The following is a 12,236-nucleotide window of genomic DNA, read 5'->3' on the forward strand; positions in this document are numbered from 1 at the left end:
CCCGCGGAGCGGGTCCCTCCGGGCTTCGCCCGGAGCAAGCGAACGGTCGCGCTGCGCGCAACCGTTGCGCGCCCGCTCCGCGAGCGCGCCAGCCATGCCACTGCGTGGCATGGCGTCAACTCACGGGCTGCGCCCGCGAGTTAGGCGCGAGCCGCTGCGCGCCACGCGCCAGCGGCCGCGCTGCGGCCGCTCGAGCCCGAGCCCGGAACGGGGCCTCCGCTCCGCTCCAGCCCCAACCCACCCGGCCCGTAGGGGAACTGAGGAGAAAAGCGGCAGCAGTGAGAGGGGGAGGTGCGGCCGGGTCAATCCCGGGCGGGGTGAAGGGAGGTGAGGGGGCATCGGGGTCCCGAGCCTCTGAAGCTGACCTACTCCCATCGAGTGATCGGCAGCGATTCGCGTGCATCACTTTGAGGCGCTAGATAGAGTCTGGAACCGATAGGGCGCACCGCTGCACCCGATAAAGGCCGCTGGATTTCGCCATTGCATTTCACAGAAAGCCAGCACAGATAGATGCTAAAGAATTCACCTTCGCTGGACTGACCTTAGCCACAGAACGGAACCTCAGAAATGGGAACCTCGAAATTCGGTGTGCGGAGGTACCGGAGCCGAACGGCCCCTCGGGCCGGGCGGCGGAACCCACCGGTGGCGCTTGCCACGCCCTTGCTGCTGCTTGTCCGTCACGGTCGGCACCACCCGAGACTCAGAGCCGTTGATGCCGCCTACGGTCTGCGCGGACCCACGGGCCCGCACGCGAAGCCGCCCCAGCCACAGAGGGTCCGGCCCGCGCCTGCGCGAAGACCTCAACCACTTGATACTTACCGAGATCAAGAATCCGCAGGTCAGCGCGTTGCGGATAGCGCGATGTGTACCGGGTGACGGGACATATCGCGGTCGATCTGTCTCGACTGAGGGGGCACATCGGCCGGTCAATGTCAACTAGAGGCGACACGTTCCGAGCGCCTGTGTCAAGTACAGGCAACATCTGGGACGGATGTGTCTGGCGGGCCGACCGCCGGGCGGGCAGGGGGGAGATCTGTCCCCCCTGGGGGGACACAACTTGCGCGGCATGTCGTGTCGGAGCGACATCGGTTTCAAGCAGAGCTGACATACTGCTGCGCGTCCGGAGATCAACAACGTGGGAGCAGCTTCGTGTCGAGTGAGCCGCAGCGCCGCCGTCCGAGCGCCAAGGGGGCGCCGCAGCCGAAGTTGCCGCTGGACGATCCCTCCGAGGCCTGGGACCGGCCCCTACGGCCCGTCAAGGACCTGGACGACGTCGCGCGGCAGTACCCGGGCCGGAAGCTCTCGCTGGGCGAGCAGCGCAAGCCGATGGAGTTCTACGGGACGCCGGAGCAGCCGAACGCGTTCTCCATGGACAGCCTGGAGTTCTTCCTGGTGATCGCGCAGTTCTTCCGCGAGGCGCTGCCGCTGCGGCTGATCCTGCTGATGATCGCCTGCCAGAAGGCCGGCGGGCGGATCCCCCTGACGCAGGAGGAGATGGCGACCGTCCTGGACGTGGCGCGCACGAAGGTGACCGAGGCGCTGGGCGAGGTCATGTCGCACGGCATCGTCTTCCGGGTGAAGCGCGGGGTCTACCAGTTCAACCCGCCCTACAGCTACCGCGTAGCGGAGTTCATCCCGGGCACCGAGACCACGGAGCCCGAGTACATCAAGGTCGACCAGCACGTCACCCTGAAGCAGATCCGCGCGGACCAGAGCCTGCCCGAGTTGGTGCGCTTCCCTTCACTGGAGAAGATGAGGCAGGAGATCGAGCGGCTGCGTAAGGAACGGGCAGACGAGCGAGCTCGCCGGCGCCGGGAGCGGGCGCAGCTGAAGGAGAAGGGGGCCGAACAGTGAGCGGTCTGCATTTCGCCGCCGTCAACGCGGAAGGCATCGTTGCCGATCTCGATCTGCTGCCCGCGGCTTACCGCGTGCTGCTGAAGCTGCGCGCCCACAGCGAGCCGGGCGGCCGTATCGAGATCGACCAGGGCACCATCGCCCAGATGCTGAACCTGAGCCGGACGGCCGTCAACGCGGCCCTGCGCGACCTGGACCTGGCGCTGCTGGTGAAAAAGCAGCGCGCCGGCGTCTACCAGCTCAACGCCATGCTCGCCGCCTACGCCTCCCCCGAGGACGCCATCGCGGCCGTCAAGGCGATGCCGAAGGACGAGCGCCTCAACTCCACCGACTTCGTCGACCGCTACCGCAGGGCCGTCACCGCCTACCAGGACCAGCTCGCAGAGAAGCGCCGGCGCCGGGAAGACGCCAAGCGTCGCCAGAACCTCAAAGCCGTCTCCTGACCCGGCCGCCCGGCCCGGCCGGGATGGCACTACGGCGCTGCACCCCACGGTGCAGCGCCGTTCGTGTGTCTGGTGTCGGTGTCGACACCAGAGGTCCCTGCCTGGAGGGACAAAGGTCCCCGCGCGCAGGGACAACCGGGGGCGCGGCGCCGCTTTCGTGTGCGGGCAGCGAGTCTCAGATTCGTACGCACGGTTCCCGTGGGCGGGAAACGCCCAGGTCGGGAGCGGGGCGAAAAGAATCATGAGTGGCCCCCTTCCCTAGGTGTATGAAGTTCCATACAGTCTGTATTGAAGTTCATACAGCTGCGGGAGGACTCTCCGTGTTAGTCACCCTCGTCACCGCCGCCCTCGCCATCGTCGCCACCCTGCTGGGCGCGATCGTCTCCGGCCGGTTCCAGGAGCGCGCTGCCGAACGCGGCGTCCGCGCCAGCCACGGCGAGGCGATCCGCCGTGACCGCCTGGAGGCCGTCACCACCCTTGCCTGTGCCATCAGCAACCACCGCCGGGCGATGTGGATGCGAGGCGACGCCGTCCTCAAGGAGGCCGGCACCGAGCGGATCGAGGCCCTGCGCGGCGAGAGCCACATGACCCGATCCGCGGTCACCCGCCCGCTGGTCGCGCTGCGCGTCCTCATCGAGGACCAGGCCGTGCGCGCCGCCGCCGACCACATGGTCACGCTGACCTACGCGATGCGCGACGCCTACGCCACCACCCAGGAGCTGACCGCCGCCCGCGAGGCCGCGAAGGTCGCCCACGACACCTTCGTCGACGCCGCCGCCGGCTACCTCGCCCGAACCGCCTGACCGCGCCGCACCCGCGTGCCGTCGGGGCCATCGACTCGGAATGTCATCGCTCTCCGGCGGCCCCACTCACCACAGCCTCCCCCTCGCATCGACGCACCAGATCGGAGTCCTCATGGAGCAGCAGTCGAAGGCCCTCGCCCGGATCAGCAGTGTCGAGACGTCGGCCGAACGGACCGCCGGCACTTCCGGCGGCGAGGACCTGGCCGTGCTCGCCCCGGCTGCGGCCGCCGCGCTCAACCTGCTCGCCGACGCCGTCCGGCGCGGCGGCGCCGACCACGACGACATCGTCCAGGCCCTCAAGGCCGCCGGTGTCCACGAGGCGTTCGCCAGCGTCTTCGACGCCGCCTCCGAGCGCGTCATGGCAGCGGTCGACGACCCGTACGACTTCGACGACCGGCTGCACGCCGACAACCTCGCCGGGGCCGCGGGCGACGTCCGCCGCGCCTTCGAATGGCTCTAGACCCCGCCAGCACCCGCCACCGCCCCACGGGAAGGCCACCGATGACCACCGAGCCCGAGCACCCCGACGACCACCAGGAGCAGCTCCTGGTCCCGCTCGCCGCCGAGGACGTCGCCGTGCTCGGCAGCGACGGCGAGCAGCTGGCCGCGCTGCTCGCCACCGCGTTGCACGGCCTGGCGCTGCTGCGCAGGGGCCGCGCGAGCTCCGCCGAACTCGCAGCCGCCATCGACGGCACCACCGCCCTGCTGGAGCGGCTGGAGGCCGTACGGGACGCCTCCTTGCGCCAGCCGACGGCCAAGGACATCTCGCACACCGAACTGGCAAGGGCGATGCACCTGGAGAGCCGGGCGACCGCGCAGTCCCGTCGGCGCACGCTGCTGAACAAGCCGGTGAGCGACCTGGAACGGTGGGCCACCGACCCGGCAGAGTGACCCAAGCAGCAACGGGCCCGTTGCCCGAGCAGCACCCTTGTGCCGCCTGGCCCGAGGGCCGGAGTGCCAACAGCCCTCCGGCATCACGAGCAGCACTCCCCTCGCCCCCGAGCAGCAGCCGACAACACCGAGCAGCGGCCCCCACTGCAACCGGCGCTGCACCGTGCAGCACAAGCAGCAGCGCCCCGGACGAGGGTGGTGTCCGGGGCGCTGCTGCGGGGTGCTCGGGAGGCCCTACGCCTCAACGTACGCGACGATCGTGATCGACCCCAGGGCCGTCACGTAGTAGATCACCCGCACGCCGTCGATCTCGTCGACGTAGTCGCGCAGCAGGGTGCCGGGCACCTCGGTGCCGAGCGCGGGGTTGACGCTGATCGCGACGATCGCACGGTCCAAGCGGTGCGTCTCGTTGGCGGTGAGCTTCGCCAGCTGCGTGAGCGCGGGCTCCACCAGGATGACCCGGGAGCGCCGCGCGCCGTGCTCAGGCGACACGGGCCTGCCCGTCGGCAAGGCGGGCGAGGTGGGCGTCGCGGGCGACCTCCCACGGCACGCCGGCCTCCGGCGAGGGGTAGCCGTTCTCAGCGATGTCCTCGAGCACGGAGGCGAGGACGTCGACCCGCGCGCGCTGGTCGGCCGCGTACTTGCGGACCGATTCGGCGGCGGCTTCGTCGATCGGCTGGCGGTCGGGCGCGGCGGCCGGCTCCTGGCTCATCGAGGGCTCCCGGGGCGTCTCTGGCGTGTGGTCTCACGGTATCGCCGGGGCGCGGCGCCGGTCTGCGGTACGGACGAAACCCCCGCCCGATGACACAGATGAACAGTGACACAGATGGTCACGACCACCTGGGAAAACAGGGGGTTGATGACACAGGTCGGCGCCGATGACACAGATCCGCGGCCCCCGGCTGGACCCAGGACCCAGGGACCCAGGTTCGACGGCGCTGCTGGGTCCCGTCGGGCGGGTCAGGCCGGGGTCATTGGCCGGACTGCGACAGGCCTTCCACGAGCTGGGTGACGACGTCCAGGATCGACTTCCCGAACGCGGTCGGGGCGATCAGCACGCCGAACGTGAGGCAGATGACCACGGTCATCTTCTCGTCGAACCGGCTCCGGGCGTGCGTACGGCGGCGCAGCCGCACCACGATGATGATGGCGAGCAGCACCGCCACGTTGATGGTCACGATCACGTGCCCGGACCTCCCGTAAGTCCACAACTGCCCTGCGAGCACCGCGCGTTCACTCCGGTGTTCTTGTGTAGCGCGAAAGGACCACGACCGCTCCGAGGTTGACCTCGGTTGGCGGCAAAGCGGGCCCTCCTGGCTTGAATGCGCAGGTCAGGGACGCGGCGGGCGGGGGTGAGCGAGGCCTGCGGGCGCGAATACGGACCGTGACTCGCGGGTGGTCCGGCGGGGGCGCCCTGTCACGCTGTCACGTTGTCACGCGGATCCGCCCTGGAGGGGGGTGCAGGCCCGATCCACGCCCAGAAAATCGGACATTAGCGGGCATTCTCGCGGGCACTGTCACGCTCCAACCGGGGAGCGTGACAGTGGCGTTGGAGGTGCGTGACAGCAAATCCCGTCACGTTCGGTGAGCGTGACGGGTGCCGGGCGCTGTCATGTCACAGGGTTACAGGTCACCTCACATGAACCTGTCCACCTGGGAAAACGAGGGTTCGACCTCACAGGTGAATAGGGCATTCGGGCTCACAGGTTCCCGCTTGTGTCACAGGTGGGCCGGGAACCTGTGAGGTCGACTCTCCGTGATCAGATCCGGGCCGAGGGCCAGATGTGCGGGCCGCGGCACTGCCCGCAGGCGGCGCAGCCGGCGCACTCCGTGCAGAACTGCTTCGGGACGCGCGGGCACCAGCAGATCGGGTTGTAGTCGGGGTCGTCCTCGCCCTCGAACCAGGGCTCGCCCAGCGGGGGCCGGTAGTCGACGTGGACCTCGCCGTCGGCCGTCAGGTCTTCGTACCGGGTGCCGCAGCCGGTCGACGTCACCCACGTGGCGATCACGTGGTCGGCGGCGCTCACCGGCTGCTCCGGCCGCGGGCCTCGATCCAGGCGGCGAGCGCGAGCACGGCGTCCGGGTCGGCCTGCGCCAGGCGCACCGCGTGACCCGCGTCGAAGTCCTCCAGCGTTCCGGTCCGCGCCATGGCCCGCAGCAGCGCGCTGTGCGCCCGCACCGACGCGGGGACGGCGTCCAGGTCGCTCGGAGGAGCCATGCTGTGGCCCTCCAGGATGCGGAACATGCCGTAGAACTCGCCGTACTCGTTCAGGTAGTCGAGGGCGTGGCGGTCCTCGGGCTCGTGCAGTACGAGCGGGCCTTCGGCGCCGTAGCGCCCCTCGGTCCTGCCGAGCAGGCCGGCCTTCTCCAGGGCCATCAGCATGTGGGCGCGTTCGGGCAGCCCGTTGGAGTGCAGCCACTCCTGCCGCTCCTGCTCCAGCTGCAGCTCCCGGTCTTCGGCTTCGGCGGCCGCGCGGGCTTCGGCTTCGGCGGCGAGCTCGTCCTGGACGACGGCGTCGGCCTTCGGGTCGTACGTCCCGCCGGTGGTGGCGAGCAGCTGCGCGATGCGTTCCCACTCCGCGACTTCGGCCGGGCCGCGTGCGTCGTCGGCCAGGTCCTCGCGGTCGCGGTCGATGTGCTGCTGCAGCCGGGCGTCCTCGAGCGCGGCCGCGGCCTCCGCGGCGGTCATGCCGGTGGCGCGCCGGCGGACCCAGCTGCGGCCGACCTTCGCCCGGTCGACCGGCTGGCGGGGCGCGGCCGCGCCGGGCGCGGGTACGCGGGGACGCCGGGTGGATCGGGGAACAGGGGTGCTCACACGAGCCTCCCAATCGTTGCGGAAACGGTGACGGGAAATCCGGCTGCCGCGCGGTGGGCGCGGCAGCCGTAGACAGGTTTATAGCAGCCCTGAATTCGGCGTGCCTAAAACTTGATATCGAGCCACTCCACGTCCGCGAATTGCACCTCTATGCCCGCGCGCCCGCCACCGCCTTGGCGGAAATAGGCGTCCGCTATGGCCTCCGCAACCAGTGCATGCAGATCCTTGTCCGTCGCTCCGGACTCCTGTGCCGCCAGGATGGCGCGGGCGTGGGAGGACGAGACGGCCACCATGATGTCCCGCACCCGGCCCGCATCCGAGGTTCCCTCGGGGCCGAATCCGAAGTGGGCGCGGCAGGAGATGACGAACCCGGCAGAACTGCCCGCGCGCTGCCTCGCCTGTGCCCTGACCTGCGGTTGCCACTGTGACTCGGTCTCCTGTACCAGAGCCTTCTGGAGGCGCTTCTGCGGCTTCCTGATCGCACCCGAGCGGTAGCGCTCCACCGTGCGGCGGGAGACGCCCAGGCGCTCGGCTACGGCCTTCGTGGAGCCCTTCGCGCGCGTGAGGAGGAATTTCATCTGAGCTTGCGCGGATTTCGGTGCCGGACGGGTGAACAGGGCCCGTTCGGCGCGTCCGAGGCCGTCGAAGAGCTTGTGCCGGAGCAGGGCCGACGCCCTGGCGCGTTGCTGATCATCCATACCGAGCAGCGTCGGGCCGGTCGCCTGTGGACAGAGGCCAGCGGCTGAACGAACTCTCGCTGCATGTCGGAGGGGTTGACGCCGCAGGTCAGCGGGTCTTGGGTGGAGGGTCACGTCCAGAGCAAGGGGGCTGGCCATGGAACTGCTCAGGTTGTCCGACCGACTGCCGCAGTGTTCACGCTGCCGGGGCGATCTCATCATGAGCGGTGTGGCGCCCCAGGACGACGAACACGGACGTCCTATCCATCTGGAGCTGTGCCCGGTCTGCGACATCGGCGGCGTCGACCGCCCGGCGGCCGGCCTTCTCGTCCAGTGGTTCGCGAACGACGGCGGTCATGACGTGAGCCGCGTCCAGGAGGGCGCGCACCTGCTGATGGAGTTCACGAAGGAGTGCATGGCCGCACACGGCTGGTACTGGCAGGAGACGCCGCCCGAGCAGGGCTGAGCCGTCGGTCGGCGGAGCGGCCGCCGGATCGAACTACTGTTGGGCCGTGGCGTACGACTATCCCGACGATCTCCTGACCGCGCAGCGGGACCTCAACCAGGTGCGGGCCGACCTCGCGGCCTTGTACGAGCGGCTGCCGTACTCGGTGGAGCCGATGCAGGCCTGGCAGCGTCCCGAGGGCTACTGGCTCGCCACGTCCCGCGCGTATCCGGACTCGCCGGGCTGGTCGGAGCAGGAGCAGCAGGAGGTTGCCGCGCTGCGGGAGCGGGAACGCGACCTCACCGCCGTGATCCTCACGCACGCCTTCTGGAACGACGTGGCCGGCCCCGAGCGTCCCGACGCCCGCAGCAAGCTCAGGCACGCCCTCGAGGCGGCCGCGGACCGCCAGGAGCAGGAGGCGTAGCTGTGGCGGACACGCCGTCCGAGCCGCCGCCCATCACGGTGGTACTCCCGGACGGCCAGGAGGTCACAGGACGCCTCCACGAGCGCCAGCAGACGCCCGAGGGCTGGCTGTTCCGTATCTCGGTCCCGGCCTGGCAGAACACCGCTGAGGGGACCGTGGAGCCCGCCTGGTACACCGTGTGGGTGCAGGCTCCCGCCCACGTGAAGCGCGTTGAGGGAGCCTCGTACGACGACGTGCCCACGACGTACCTGAAGACACCGCCGTCGCGGTCAGTGCGTGACGTCCTCGGGCCGCGCCGGCCGACGGGCTGGGTGCTGCAGAAGCTGGACGCCCCCGGGCCCGACCGTGGCGTCCTGCACACCACTGACTGTGCAGAGGCACCGGAAGGCGCGCCGGTGCTCAATCTGGAGCGCGCCCTGGACACTGCCGAGAAGGCCGGCGTGAGGCTGTGCTCGCTGTGCGGTGCCGCTCAGGAGTTTGAGCCGTTGCTGAGCGGATTCGACCGGGGCTTCGATCCAGACAACTGAGCCTCCCTCGAGTGGGCCCACTGGCACGGCTGCCCGCAGCACGTGGTTCTCGGAGACGTGTGCCGGTTCGGCGAAGCCGAGAACGGGGGCACGGCACGCCGCCGGCAAAGAGATCAGCAGCCGACTTGCCGTTGGCGAACGGCGGGTTGTTGAGGAGAAGGCGGGCCTGCCCCAGGGCAGGCCCGCCAGGGTCTCAGTGCCGGGTCTCCCACCACAGGATGATCAGGGTCACGGCGCCGCTGCCGAGCTTGTACGCCGCGCCCTGTAGGAACTCACCCGGGACATTCCGTCCCTGCTGGACCGCCCATTTCCCCAGGTGGCGGATGGTTTCGATACATCGCCTGTCCCAGCGGGACGGGTGCTTGGGCTGGCGTTTCGCGTTACTCTCGTCCATACGGAGTTCCTCTCGTTTTCGGGCGTGCTGGAACACCGCGCAAGGAGCCCTCCCAACTCAGAGGCCTAGGAAACCTGTTGGGATGCAGGGCTCCTTTTGCGTGGAACAGCAGTCTAGTGATGCGGCACGGACACTCGGGTCAACGAAGTCACCTGGCAGGTGGGCTCGTTGACTCTGGTTGCCTCTGGTTGTCACTAGTTGACTCACTGACCCTCAGTGCCTAGAAAATCGCTGGTCAGGAGACTGCAAGCATGAGGCTGTGAGATCCGCCATACATGCTTCGGATTGCTGAGGCCGCGGAAGGTACGACTCCTCGTCTGGATACGCAAACCGTCGCAGCTTCTGGGTGTGCACCAAGCCGTGGCGGTGCCCGCTGAGTTCAGCGTCGGGTGAAGTCGTGCAGCTGGTCGGCGAGGCGCCGGTCGGGGCGCCGGACGATGATGCACGAGCCCGTCTTGTTGGTGGCCAGGCGGTCGACTTCCATCTCCAGGACCCCGGTGGGGGCGTTGGTGCGGCTGGAGCCGGTCTTGCGTACGTACGTCGCGACGGCTTCGAGGGTGGCGAGGAAGGTGCTGTCGGGGGCCTCGGAGTCGAGGACGTCGTCGGTGACCTCGTGCAGCCAGTGCCGTGCCTCGCGGGTCTCGCCGAGGGCGAGGTGGTGCAGGTGCAGGCAGTAGGCGGCGGCCCGGTGGCCGGCCCCGGCGGCGAGCTGCCACCAGAACTGGGCGCTCTCGCGGTGGTCGGTCAGGTGCAGGAGGCACGCGAAGACAAGGGCGCCGTCGACGTCCAGTTGGCGGTCGTCCGTGAGTGTCTCGGGTTCCTGGGCGAGGCGGTCGACGTGGTCGGCGGCGTCGGGCTTGTTGAGGATCCAGCGGCACACGACGGACAGCCGTTGCCCGGCCTGGGCGGCGCGGACGGTGTCCGGGTGCGGCTTGGCGGTGGCCGCGGCCGCGTCGGCGGCGAGGCGGCGCAGGGCGGCGCCGACGTCGAAGCCGTCCCGCGGCCCGGTGGGGATGCGGGCGTCGGCCAGGAGTTCATCGATGGCGGTCACTGTCCTGCCCCCTTCTTGTTCTTGCTGGGTGCCGCGGGCAGGCCGAGCCGGATGCGCAGGCGTTCCTTGCCCTTGCGGCCGTGGTAGTCGACGGTGCGGGTGTCCAGGCCCATGTAGCGGGCGATCCGCTTGGTGGGGTAGCCGAGCAGGTGGCGCAGGACGATGACGGTGAACTGGCGGGTGGGCAGTTCCAGGATCGCCTCGTACAGGCCGCCGGCGCTGCTGTTGAGCTCCAGTTGGCTGCGGACCGCCTCGAGGTTCTTGGCTATCGGGCCGTTGATGAGGAAGGCCGGCGGGCGTCCGTCCTCTTCGAGGTGGCGGGTGACGCCGCGGTGCAGCACGGCGAGTGTCTGCTGTTCGAGGTCGCCCTGCTGCAGTAGCTCGTCCCAGCCTCCGAGGATCTCCAGGAACACCTGGTGGACCACGCGTTCGGCGGTGCGCCGGCTGCCGAGGTGGATCTCCGCGAAGTCGTGGAAGAACTCCTGGTGCCCCAGGTAGAAGCCCTCGAAGTCGAGGGGCAGATCGGGGGGCGGGGCCTGGACGGGCTGGCCGTGGCCGCCGTCCTGGGGCGATACGTCAGTGGTGACGTCGCCGTTGCCCATGCAGTCCTCCAGGCGGTGAGCACCGGTTCCTCTCCGTTGAGGCCGGTGGGTTTGGACGCGGGCCAACTGGCCTGCGTGAGCCCCTCGTTGGGTGGGGCTCTCACGCACCACCCTGTCGTTTTTGGGGTCCTGAAACTCATGCGACCCTCGGAAATTGTGACTCTGCGATCTTCTCCATAAACGGAACGTGATTACTATGCTGGCTTACGTGTTCGAGAATGGGGCCTGAGCTGCAGTGATGCAGAAAGCCGCGAAAGTTCTCATTTCAAGAATCGTCGGACTCGTGGCATAGCTCACACTGTGCTCGCTACTGCGCGGACATCTCGTGAAGCGCAAGCCGTCACAGGCGGCCGTGTGTGCGCACAACCGATCCGCCGTCACCCGTTCGAGTAGGGGTGTCGCTGCTGACGACCCGGCGCTGGTGAGGCCTCGTCGAAGGGCGCCGGGCGATGATGTGACTTACCGCCCGAGCGGGTGAGCCAACCGCCAAAGCCCCCGCTGGAGGAGACCGCGCCCGATACGAAGATCGCGAACCTGTTGGTGATCTTCGAGAGGAACCCCGCCCGTGCGTCTCCCCCGCGCCATCGGCACCGCGGCCGCCGTCGTCTCCACGCTCGCCGTTCTGCTCACCCCAGGCGCCGCGCACGCCGCTCCCGGCGACAGGATCGCTCTGCCCGTCCGCGACGCCCTCACCGCACTCACTGTCCGGGACGAGGACCGCACCGGCTACGAGCGGACCAAGTTCCGCCACTGGACCGACGCCGACCGCGACGGCTGCAATACCCGCTCGGAGGTGCTGATCGAGGAAGCCGTCACTGCCCCCGAACAGGGCGCGAACTGCGCACTGACCGGCGGCTCCTGGTACTCGCCCTACGACGACACCTACTTCACCCAGGCCCGCGCCCTCGACATCGACCACCTGGTCCCTCTCGCGGAAGCCTGGGACTCCGGCGCCTCCACCTGGACCGCCTCCGAACGCCAGGCGTACGCGAACGACCTCGACGACGCCCGCGCCCTGATCGCGGTGTCCGCCGCCAGCAACCGGTCCAAGGCCGACCAGGACCCCAACACCTGGCAGCCGCCGGCCACCGGCTACCGCTGCACGTACGCCACCGACTGGGTCGCCATCAAGACTCGTTGGGGCCTTGCCGTCGACCCCGCTGAACAGACGGCGATCTCCGAGATCCTCGATGCCTGCCCCAACGCCCCCATCGAGGTCACTCTCGCCCGCTGACCGTGCAGATACGCGCTCGAGGGTTCCGAACCCGTGGCTCGGGACCCTTTCGGCGTCTGCTCCGCGCATGGGCTTC

18 protein-coding genes are annotated in these 12,236 nt (G+C 69.3%); 9 read left to right on the forward strand and 9 right to left on the reverse strand.

Translation table 11 applies throughout. The features are described 5' to 3' along the window. The first annotated feature begins 1,149 nt into the window (after positions 1–1,149). The 5 genes from ACH4ZA_RS36065 (at position 1,150) to ACH4ZA_RS36085 (ending at position 3,991) form a co-directional block, all read left to right on the forward strand. A complete protein-coding gene (locus ACH4ZA_RS36065; protein WP_391318278.1) occupies positions 1,150–1,854 on the forward strand; it encodes a hypothetical protein in 705 nt (234 codons plus the stop codon). Then, on the forward strand, positions 1,851–2,297 hold the full coding sequence (locus ACH4ZA_RS36070; protein WP_391318280.1) for a MarR family transcriptional regulator: 447 nt from the start codon (positions 1,851–1,853) through the stop codon (positions 2,295–2,297). The genes ACH4ZA_RS36065 and ACH4ZA_RS36070 overlap by 4 nt, the downstream gene beginning before the upstream one ends. A 320-nt stretch (positions 2,298–2,617) precedes the next feature. Next, positions 2,618–3,100 (forward strand): hypothetical protein, encoded by a 483-nt coding sequence (locus ACH4ZA_RS36075; RefSeq protein ID WP_398433342.1) that lies wholly within the window; start codon positions 2,618–2,620, stop codon positions 3,098–3,100. 112 nt (positions 3,101–3,212) lie between these two features. Continuing rightward, positions 3,213–3,560, forward strand: coding sequence for a hypothetical protein (locus ACH4ZA_RS36080; protein WP_398433343.1), 348 nt, complete (start codon positions 3,213–3,215; stop codon positions 3,558–3,560). A gap of 41 nt (positions 3,561–3,601) precedes the next feature. Beyond that, a complete protein-coding gene (locus tag ACH4ZA_RS36085) occupies positions 3,602–3,991 on the forward strand; it encodes a hypothetical protein (protein ID WP_398433344.1) in 390 nt (129 codons plus the stop codon). A gap of 234 nt (positions 3,992–4,225) precedes the next feature. Here the strand turns inward: ACH4ZA_RS36085 and ACH4ZA_RS36090 are convergent, their stop codons facing one another. The 6 genes from ACH4ZA_RS36090 to tpg form a co-directional block, all read right to left on the reverse strand. Next, positions 4,226–4,483, reverse strand: coding sequence for a hypothetical protein (locus tag ACH4ZA_RS36090; protein WP_037680663.1), 258 nt, complete (start codon positions 4,481–4,483; stop codon positions 4,226–4,228). Beyond that, the gene (locus tag ACH4ZA_RS36095) at positions 4,473–4,703 is read right to left on the reverse strand and encodes a hypothetical protein (protein ID WP_398433345.1); all 231 of its coding nucleotides are present in this window, start codon (positions 4,701–4,703) and stop codon (positions 4,473–4,475) included. The genes ACH4ZA_RS36090 and ACH4ZA_RS36095 overlap by 11 nt, the downstream gene beginning before the upstream one ends. A gap of 259 nt (positions 4,704–4,962) precedes the next feature. Further along, a complete protein-coding gene (locus ACH4ZA_RS36100; RefSeq protein ID WP_078948051.1) occupies positions 4,963–5,175 on the reverse strand; it encodes a hypothetical protein in 213 nt (70 codons plus the stop codon). A 576-nt stretch (positions 5,176–5,751) separates the two neighbouring features. Continuing rightward, on the reverse strand, positions 5,752–6,018 hold the full coding sequence (locus ACH4ZA_RS36105) for a hypothetical protein (protein ID WP_398433346.1): 267 nt from the start codon (positions 6,016–6,018) through the stop codon (positions 5,752–5,754). Then, on the reverse strand, positions 6,015–6,806 hold the full coding sequence (locus ACH4ZA_RS36110) for a hypothetical protein (protein WP_398433347.1): 792 nt from the start codon (positions 6,804–6,806) through the stop codon (positions 6,015–6,017). Before ACH4ZA_RS36110 ends, ACH4ZA_RS36105 begins: the two co-directional genes overlap by 4 nt. Positions 6,807–6,910: 104 nt before the next feature. Further along, the gene (gene tpg, locus ACH4ZA_RS36115) at positions 6,911–7,504 is read right to left on the reverse strand and encodes a telomere-protecting terminal protein Tpg (protein WP_398433348.1); all 594 of its coding nucleotides are present in this window, start codon (positions 7,502–7,504) and stop codon (positions 6,911–6,913) included. 136 nt (positions 7,505–7,640) lie between these two features. Between tpg and ACH4ZA_RS36120 the strand changes: the two genes are divergently transcribed. From ACH4ZA_RS36120 to ACH4ZA_RS36130, 3 genes are read left to right on the forward strand one after another with little or no spacing between them, the layout of a single operon-like run. Next, positions 7,641–7,949 (forward strand): DUF6300 family protein, encoded by a 309-nt coding sequence (locus ACH4ZA_RS36120; RefSeq protein WP_398433349.1) that lies wholly within the window; start codon positions 7,641–7,643, stop codon positions 7,947–7,949. A 46-nt stretch (positions 7,950–7,995) separates the two neighbouring features. Beyond that, positions 7,996–8,352, forward strand: a complete 357-nt coding sequence (locus ACH4ZA_RS36125) for a nucleic acid-binding protein (RefSeq protein ID WP_398433350.1) — start codon at positions 7,996–7,998, stop codon at positions 8,350–8,352. Between the two features lie 2 nt (positions 8,353–8,354). Continuing rightward, on the forward strand, positions 8,355–8,879 hold the full coding sequence (locus ACH4ZA_RS36130; RefSeq protein WP_398433351.1) for a DUF6233 domain-containing protein: 525 nt from the start codon (positions 8,355–8,357) through the stop codon (positions 8,877–8,879). A gap of 193 nt (positions 8,880–9,072) precedes the next feature. Here ACH4ZA_RS36130 and ACH4ZA_RS36135 read toward each other — a convergent pair whose 3' ends face one another. From ACH4ZA_RS36135 to ACH4ZA_RS36145, 3 genes are all read right to left on the reverse strand, one after another. Beyond that, positions 9,073–9,273, reverse strand: a complete 201-nt coding sequence (locus tag ACH4ZA_RS36135; RefSeq protein WP_398433352.1) for a hypothetical protein — start codon at positions 9,271–9,273, stop codon at positions 9,073–9,075. A gap of 379 nt (positions 9,274–9,652) precedes the next feature. Beyond that, on the reverse strand, positions 9,653–10,324 hold the full coding sequence (locus ACH4ZA_RS36140; RefSeq protein WP_398433353.1) for a hypothetical protein: 672 nt from the start codon (positions 10,322–10,324) through the stop codon (positions 9,653–9,655). Continuing rightward, positions 10,321–10,926, reverse strand: coding sequence for a sigma-70 family RNA polymerase sigma factor (locus tag ACH4ZA_RS36145; RefSeq protein WP_398433354.1), 606 nt, complete (start codon positions 10,924–10,926; stop codon positions 10,321–10,323). The genes ACH4ZA_RS36140 and ACH4ZA_RS36145 overlap by 4 nt, the downstream gene beginning before the upstream one ends. A 565-nt stretch (positions 10,927–11,491) precedes the next feature. On the opposite strand from ACH4ZA_RS36145, the gene ACH4ZA_RS36150 reads away from it, so the two are divergent. Beyond that, positions 11,492–12,160 (forward strand): HNH endonuclease family protein, encoded by a 669-nt coding sequence (locus ACH4ZA_RS36150; RefSeq protein ID WP_398433355.1) that lies wholly within the window; start codon positions 11,492–11,494, stop codon positions 12,158–12,160. Positions 12,161–12,236: the final 76 nt, after the last annotated feature.

This window comes from Streptomyces sp. NPDC020597 (assembly GCF_044335095.1).
In the GTDB taxonomy this organism is placed as follows: Bacteria; Actinomycetota; Actinomycetes; order Streptomycetales; family Streptomycetaceae; genus Streptomyces.

Excerpts from the sequence above, each read along its gene's own strand:
- ACH4ZA_RS36080 (WP_398433343.1), top strand. The coding sequence starts at position 3,213 with ATGGAGCAGCAGTCGAAGGCCCTCGCCCGGATCAGCAGTGTCGAGACG.
- ACH4ZA_RS36085 (WP_398433344.1), top strand. The coding sequence starts at position 3,602 with ATGACCACCGAGCCCGAGCACCCCGACGACCACCAGGAGCAGCTCCTG.
- ACH4ZA_RS36095 (WP_398433345.1), bottom strand. The coding sequence starts at position 4,703 with ATGAGCCAGGAGCCGGCCGCCGCGCCCGACCGCCAGCCGATCGACGAA.
- tpg (WP_398433348.1), bottom strand. The coding sequence starts at position 7,504 with ATGGATGATCAGCAACGCGCCAGGGCGTCGGCCCTGCTCCGGCACAAG.
- ACH4ZA_RS36120 (WP_398433349.1), top strand. The coding sequence starts at position 7,641 with ATGGAACTGCTCAGGTTGTCCGACCGACTGCCGCAGTGTTCACGCTGC.
- ACH4ZA_RS36135 (WP_398433352.1), bottom strand. The coding sequence starts at position 9,273 with ATGGACGAGAGTAACGCGAAACGCCAGCCCAAGCACCCGTCCCGCTGG.
- ACH4ZA_RS36145 (WP_398433354.1), bottom strand. The coding sequence starts at position 10,926 with ATGGGCAACGGCGACGTCACCACTGACGTATCGCCCCAGGACGGCGGC.